At 73.0% G+C, this 6,760-nt stretch carries 6 protein-coding genes; 5 read left to right on the top strand and 1 reads right to left on the bottom strand.

Annotated elements, in window-relative coordinates; all coding sequences use genetic code 11:
* Positions 1-131 precede the first annotated feature (131 nt).
* Both ACNFOC_RS48635 and ACNFOC_RS48630 read left to right on the top strand, forming a co-directional pair.
* Entirely contained in the window at positions 132-1,415 is a 1,284-nt protein-coding gene (locus ACNFOC_RS48635) for an AAA family ATPase (protein ID WP_416965413.1), read from the top strand.
* The gene (locus ACNFOC_RS48630) at positions 1,412-2,707 is read left to right on the top strand and encodes a vWA domain-containing protein (RefSeq protein WP_416965412.1); all 1,296 of its coding nucleotides are present in this window, start codon (positions 1,412-1,414) and stop codon (positions 2,705-2,707) included. Before ACNFOC_RS48635 ends, ACNFOC_RS48630 begins: the two co-directional genes overlap by 4 nt.
* Positions 2,708-2,741: 34 nt before the next feature.
* Here the strand turns inward: ACNFOC_RS48630 and ACNFOC_RS48625 are convergent, their stop codons facing one another.
* Entirely contained in the window at positions 2,742-4,517 is a 1,776-nt protein-coding gene (locus tag ACNFOC_RS48625; RefSeq protein WP_416965411.1) for a glycoside hydrolase family 35 protein, read from the bottom strand.
* Positions 4,518-4,621: 104 nt separating this feature from the next.
* Here ACNFOC_RS48625 and ACNFOC_RS48620 point away from each other — a divergent pair, with 104 nt between their 5' ends.
* The 3 genes from ACNFOC_RS48620 to ACNFOC_RS48610 all read left to right on the top strand — a co-directional run.
* Positions 4,622-5,512 carry a helix-turn-helix domain-containing protein gene (locus ACNFOC_RS48620; RefSeq protein ID WP_416965410.1) on the top strand — a complete coding sequence of 297 codons (891 nt, stop codon included), beginning with the start codon at positions 4,622-4,624 and terminating at the stop codon, positions 5,510-5,512.
* A gap of 283 nt (positions 5,513-5,795) precedes the next feature.
* Positions 5,796-6,146 (top strand): chorismate mutase, encoded by a 351-nt coding sequence (locus ACNFOC_RS48615; RefSeq protein WP_019062236.1) that lies wholly within the window; start codon positions 5,796-5,798, stop codon positions 6,144-6,146.
* Positions 6,147-6,298: 152 nt separating this feature from the next.
* On the top strand, positions 6,299-6,760 hold a 462-nt coding region (locus ACNFOC_RS48610), incomplete at its 3' end, for a response regulator (RefSeq protein WP_416965409.1).

Here is a 6,760-nt window from a genome sequence, read left to right as displayed (position 1 = left end):
GCGGAACCGACACCGGTACGGAGACCGGTTCGACCGACACCGCGACTCCGAGCGCCACGGCGTCCGCGACCGACGCGGCCGAGCGCCTTGTGCATGGCGCGCAGCGGGTGGGTTTCCGGGGATCGGTCGGCATGCGGTTCACGCCCGTCATCCGCGCCATCGGCCGGGCCTCGCTCGACAAGGCCGTGCAGTACGGCAAGGAGCGAGAAGGCGCCTCACCCGCCCAACTCGACGTAGCCGAGGACTTGTTGACCCTCCTGCGTGACACCACCACCGAACCTCGCCCCGACACCCAACTGGAGGCCCTGACCCTGGCCGTCGCCGCCGACCTCCCCGTGCTGCTGTGGGGCGAGCCGGGTATCGGCAAGACGGCCGCGCTCACGCAGCTCGCCGCCGCCCTGGACCTGCCGTTGACCACGGTGATCGCCAGCGTGCACGAGCCGTCCGACTTCTCCGGGCTGCCCGTCGTGGGCGACGATCCCGCCGAGCAGGGCGTCCCGATGGCCCCGCCGGACTGGGCCGTACGGCTCGTACGGGCGGGCCGGGGGCTGTTGTTCCTGGACGAGTTGTCCACCGCGCCGCCCGCCGTGCAGGCCGCGCTGCTGCGGCTGGTGCTGGAGCGGCGGATCGGCGCCCTGCGGCTGCCGTCCGGGGTGCGGATCGTGGCCGCCGCCAATCCGCGGTCCTCGGCGGCCGACGGCTGGGAGTTGAGCCCGCCGCTGGCCAACCGCTTCGTGCACCTTCAGTGGACCCACGACCACGAGGTCGTCGTACGCGGACTCGGTGGCACCTGGCCCCGGGCGACCCTGCCCCGGCTAGACCCGGAGCAGCTGCCCGAGGCCGTGGACTTCGCGCGCCGCGCGGTGTGCGGGCTGCTCACCGGGCGCCCCAAGCTCGTCCACCAACTGCCCAGCAACGAGACGCGGCGCGGCGGCGCCTGGCCGTCGCCCCGGAGCTGGGAGATGGCGATGAGCCTGATCGCGTTCGCGACGGCGGCCCGTTCCTCGCGGGAGGTGCTGTCCCTGCTGGTCAGGGGCACGGTGGGGGACGGTCCCGGACTCGAACTGCTCGCGAGTGTGGACCGTATGGACCTTCCCGACCCCGAGATCTTCCTCGCCGATCCGACGGCCGGTGAGCTGCCCGCGCGCGGGGATCTGCGCCAGGCCGTGCTCGACGGTGTGGTGGCCGCCGTCCGCAACCGTCCCGACCGGGCCCGCTGGGACGCGGCCTGGGCGCTGCTGGTGCGCGCGTTGGAGACCGGCGCCCCGGACCTGGTCGTCGTCCCCGCGACCACCCTCGCCTCGCTGCGCCGCGAGGACTGGGACGTGCCCGCGTCCATCGAGCGACTCGCCGGAGTCGTCACCCTCTCGCAGCGGGCGGACCGCGCCGCCGAGGCGACGAAGGCCCGCCGATGACCGCGGACACGGCCACCGGCCCCGGCCCCGGCACCGGCCCCGATCTCGCCCTCGCCCTCGATCTCGACAAGCTCTTCGCCGCCCGCCTCTACGCCGCCCGGGCCCGCCCCTACCTCGCCACGGCCCTGTTCGCGCTCCACACGGTCGCGTCGCGGCACGTGCCGACGATGGCCGTCGACCGGCACTGGCGCTGCTACGTCTCGCCGGGTTTCGTGGACCGGACGACGGTCGAGGACCTGGCCGGCGTCTGGGTCCACGAGGTGTCGCACCTGCTCCGCGACCACCACGGCCGCAGCGACCGGGTCGCCCGCGAGCGCGGACTGACCGGCCCGGGGGAGCGGTTGCGGATGAACATCGCCGCCGACTTCGAGATCAACGACGACGTGTTCGGCGACGGCCTGGTCGTTCCCCAAGGCGCGGTCCTGCCGGGGGCGTTGGGGCTGCCCGTCGGGAACCTGATGGAGGACTACCTGCGCTGGTTCCAACTCGGGCCGCGCATCCAGGAGTTGGCGTGGCTGGACTGCGGCAGCGGCGCCGACGGGCTGGACCGGGAGTGGGACCTGGGCGCGGACGGTGCGCACGGGCTCAGCGAGCAGCAGCGCGACGCCGTCCGCTTCCGGGTCGCGCAGGGCATCACCGGCCGCCCCGGCAGCGCCCCCAGCGGATGGCGGCGGTGGGCGGAGGAGGCGTTCCATCCGCCGCAGCCCTGGCGGCAGTTGCTGGGCGCGGCGGTCCGCTCGGCGGTCTCCGCTCCCGGCGCGGGCGAGGACTACGTCTACGGCAGGCCCTCGCGCCGTTCGGTGTCGCTGCCCGGCGTCGTGCTGCCGAGCCTGCGCCGCCGACCGCCCCGGGTGTGCGTGGTCATCGACACCTCCGGGTCGGTCAGCGACGCCGAGTTGGGCAGCGCGCTCCTCGAAGTCGCCGCGATCGCAAGGGCGGTGGGCGGCCGCCGCGACCTGGTCACCGTGGTGCCGTGCGACGCGGCGGCCCAGGTCGCGCACCCGTTGTGCCGCGCCGAGGGCATTCCCCTGCTGGGCGGCGGCGGTACGGACCTGCGCACCGGCTTCGCCAAGGCGCTGAGCACCCAGCCCCGGCCCGACGCGGTCGTGGTCCTCACCGACGGCCAGACCAGCTGGCCGGACACCCGACCCCCGTGCCGGACGGTGGTCGGGCTCTTCCCACGCCGGTACGAGACCGGGGAGTACGCCGAGGACGACCCCGACTACGTGCCGGACACACCGCCCGACTGGGCGCGGGTGGTCGAGATCGGGTCCGTACCCGTCGCCCGATGATCCCTCGGCCCTCTACAGACCCTTCAGCAGTCCTCTAGAGACCCTTCAGCGCGAGGGCGAATTCCGAAGGGGGCGGCGCCTCTTGAAGCTCCAGCACCCACACCTCGTTCACACCCTCCCGCAGGACGGCACCGGGGACGTACAACTCCCGTTGCGGTCCCGCCGACCAGTACCGCCCCAGATTGAACCCGTTGACCCACACGAACCCCCGCGTCCAGCCCGGCAGTTCGAGCAGGGCGTCCCCGGCGCCGCGCACCTCGACGGTGCCGCGGTACAGCCCGGGGGAGCCGTCCGAGGACAGCTCCCGCACCTCGCGCACCTCCCGCAACGGAACCCCCTCGATGTCGTCCAGCGCGTCCAACCGCAGCCCACGCGCGCGTACGTCGTGCAGGTACTGCCGTTCGTGCAACAGCCCCCCGGTGATCCCCTTCGCCTCCCCGAGCCGCGGCCCGTAATTGACCCTCCCCAGGGACTCCACCCACAGCTCCACGCGCGCGTGCCCCGCGACGGGCTCCTTGAGCTGCTCGTCGCCCTCCATGAGGACCCCGGCCCGCTCCCCGTCGACGTACACCACAGCCAAGTCCCGCAGCCCGCGCGCGATCAGCGGATACGGTGCGCGCGGTCCCGGAACGGTCACTTCGTAGCGGACGATTCCGCGGTCCACGTCCAGTTCCTCGAAGGTCGGCGGCACCGGGCCCTCCGTCTCCGGCCCACCGCGTGCCTCCAGTACGTCGGCCAGGGGCGCCCAGCCCGTCAGGCTCACCTCGGCCGGGGCGCCCAACGGCGCGGGTGCGGGCGGCAGTTCGGGCAGCGGGCCGTCCGCGTACGCGGCCAGCACCTCGCGGAAGCGCCAGAACTTGTCCGTGGGGCGCCCGTACTCGTCGATCGGCGCGTCGTAGTCGTACGACGTCACGTCGGGCTCCAACGGGCCCTCGTGCAGGGCGCCGCCGCCCCGGTTGGCGCCCGCCCAGCCGGCGAAGTTGGTGCCGCCGTGCGCCATGTAGAGGTTGACCGACGCGCCGCACTCCAGGATCTCCCGCAGCGCGTCCGCCGCGTCCTCGGCATCGCGTACGACATGCTCGCCGCCCCAGTGGTCGAACCAGCCGCACCAGAACTCCGCGCACATCAGCGGCCCTTCGGGGCGATGCCGGCGCAGCGCTTCGAAGGCCTCGCGCGCGTGGGACCCGAAATTCACCGTCGCGAGGACACCGGGGACCGAGCCGCCGCTCAGCATGAAGTCCTCGGGACCGTCCGAGGTGAACAGCGGGACGGTGACGCCCTCGTCGCACAACAGCTCCTCCACGCGCCGTAGGTACACCGCGTCGGAGCCGTAGCTGCCGTACTCGTTCTCGATCTGCACCATGATCACCGGGCCGCCGCGGTCGATTTGGCGGGGCACGACCTCGTGCAGCAGTCGGCGGAACCAGCGCCCCAGGTGACCCAGGAAGCGTTCGTCACGCGTACGCGCGCGTGCCCCCAGTTCGCCCGTCAGCCAGTGCGGCAGCCCGCCGTTCTCCCACTCCGCGCAGATGTACGGCCCCGGGCGCACGATCGCCCACAGGCCCGCCTCCCGCGCCGCGTCCAGGAACCTGCCCAGCGCCTGTACGTCCCGGAAGTCGCCCGGCGCCGGCTCGTGCAGGTTCCACGGGACGTACGTCTCCACGCAGTTGAGGCCCATCGCCCGCAGCATCGCCAGCCGGTGCCCCCAGCTCGCCTCGTGCACCCGGAAGTAGTGCAGCGCCCCGGACAACAGCCGCACCGGCCGCCCGTCCAGCAGAAAGTCCCTGTCGCCCACCGTGAACTCACTCATACCGACGACTCTCACCCCTTGGCGCCGATCACGTCCATGGACAAAGATCACCGGTGGTTGGACGGATGGAACGCGGGAGAGATCGGAGAGGGGGAGGGGCGCCGATGTACCACACCTGGATGCGCTTCTTCACGCCCACACCCGCCCACCACCGCCTCGGCCTCGCCTGCCTCGGCGTCGGCCTCCAGTACGGCGCCCTGCCCACCGTCGGCCCCCGCACCCTCGACCACCACGTCGCCGTCGTGATCAGCGCGGGCGGCGGCTGGTACCTGAGCCCCGACGGCCGCCGTACGACCGTCACCGCGCCCGCGCTGCTGTGGCTCACCCCCGGGGTGCCGCACCACTACGCGCCCGACCCCGGCGGCGGCTGGGACGAGGGGTTCGTCGACTTCACCGGGCCCGCGACGACGACGTACACCGAACTCGGCTACATCGAGCCGGAGCGGCCCGTGGTGGCCCTCTCGGACGCGACGGGACCCCGTGCGGTCATCGGGCGCATGGCCCGCGCCGCGCGGCGCGGCAACCCCCTCCTGGAGGTGGAGACCGGCGCCGCCGTCCACGAACTCCTGGTCGCCCTGCGCCGCGCCCGCGCCGACCTCGCCCCCGACGGCGACCCGGTGCTCCAGGCCCTCGCCCGGGACGCCTGCCTGCCGCTGACCGTCGCCGACCACGCGACCCGGCACGGCATGACCCCCGCCGCCCTGCGCGCCGCCGTCCGCCAAGGCGCCGGATGCAGCCCCAAGGACTACCTCCTCGGCATCCGCCTGGGCCGCGCCAAGGAACTCCTCGCCGCCACCGAACTCCCCGTCGCCGCCGTCGCCCGCCGCGTCGGCTACGACGATCCCGCCTACTTCAGTCGCCTGTTCACCCGCCGCGTCGGCATGCCACCCGTCCGCTTCCGCGCCCAGCAGGGCCGCGCCGTCCCCGGCGGCTGGAGCGACCAGGTACCCGATCCGGCCGATCCACCGATCATCGAGTGGCCGCACGCCACATAGGGCCGATGATCGAAGTGCCGCACGCGACGTGGGTCCGATGAGCGAGTGGGCGCATGCGACGTGGGTCCGATGAGCGAGTGGGCGCACGCCACATGGGTCCGATGATCGAGTGGCCGCACGCCACATGGGTCCGATGATCGAGGGGCCGCACGCCACATGGGTCCGATGATCGAGGGGCCGCACGCCGCGTGGGTTCGATGAGCGAGGGGGCGCATGCCACATAGGCGCACGCCATATAGGGGCCGAACATCGAGTGGTCGCACGCCACGTAGGGTGGTCGCCCATGACCACCAGCACCAACGGAACCGGTGACGTCGACCCCGCCGTGCGCGAGGAGCTCGCCCGGCTGCGCGACAGCATCGACAACATCGACGCCGCCGTCGTCCACATGCTCGCCGAACGCTTCAAGGCCACCCAGCAGGTCGGCTTCCTCAAGGCCACCCACCGGCTGCCGCCCGCCGACCCGGCCCGCGAGGCCCGCCAGATCGAACGCCTCCGCGCGCTGGCCGAAAGCGCCAAGCTGGACCCGGCGTTCGCTGAGAAGTTCCTGAATTTCATCATCGCCGAGGTGATCCGCCACCACGAGCGCATCGCGGAGGACGCCGTGAACGGCGGTTCACCCACGGCGAACTGACCTCGCACGTCCGGTAAGGGGCGTGACAGCGGGGCGAGTTCGGGGCCATGCTGCGCTGTGCACCGCTTGTGCACTCCATGTCAGCCGACGGGCACGCCCCGTCATCGTCTGCGTCATAAGCTGGTTGTCCCACGCGGGAGGGACGTCGGGCCATGCCGTCGGATGCCGAGATCCTCATCGTCGACGACCATGAGGACACGCTGTACGCGCTGGAGAGCGCCCTGGCCCCGCTGGGCTACCGGCTCGCCCGCGCCACCAGCGGCGACGAGGCGCTCAAGCAGGTGCTCCGCGGCAGGGTCGGCCTCCTCCTGCTCGACGTGCGCATGCCCGGCGTCAGCGGCCTGGACGTCGTCCGCTACATGCGCCGCCTGGAGCAGACCCAGCACATCCCCGTCCTCCTCCTCACCGGCTTCGGCCCCGACCCCGAGATGACCTCCGCCGCCTTCACCCTCGGCGTCGCCGACCTCGTCATGAAACCCGTCGACCCCTGGGCCCTGCGCACCAAGGTCCGCTACCTCTACGACGCCCACCAGCGCCACCGGGCCCTCGAACAGGAGGTCCGCGAACTCCGCGCCCTCCTCAAGGATCCGCCCGCCCCTCGCGCGGCCCTGCCC

Origin of the sequence: Streptomyces colwelliae (assembly GCF_048158785.1) — a bacterium.
Lineage (GTDB): Bacteria > Actinomycetota > Actinomycetes > Streptomycetales > Streptomycetaceae > Streptomyces.
Note: the sequence above shows the minus strand (reverse complement) of the source record. Positions and strands in the feature narration are given on the sequence as shown.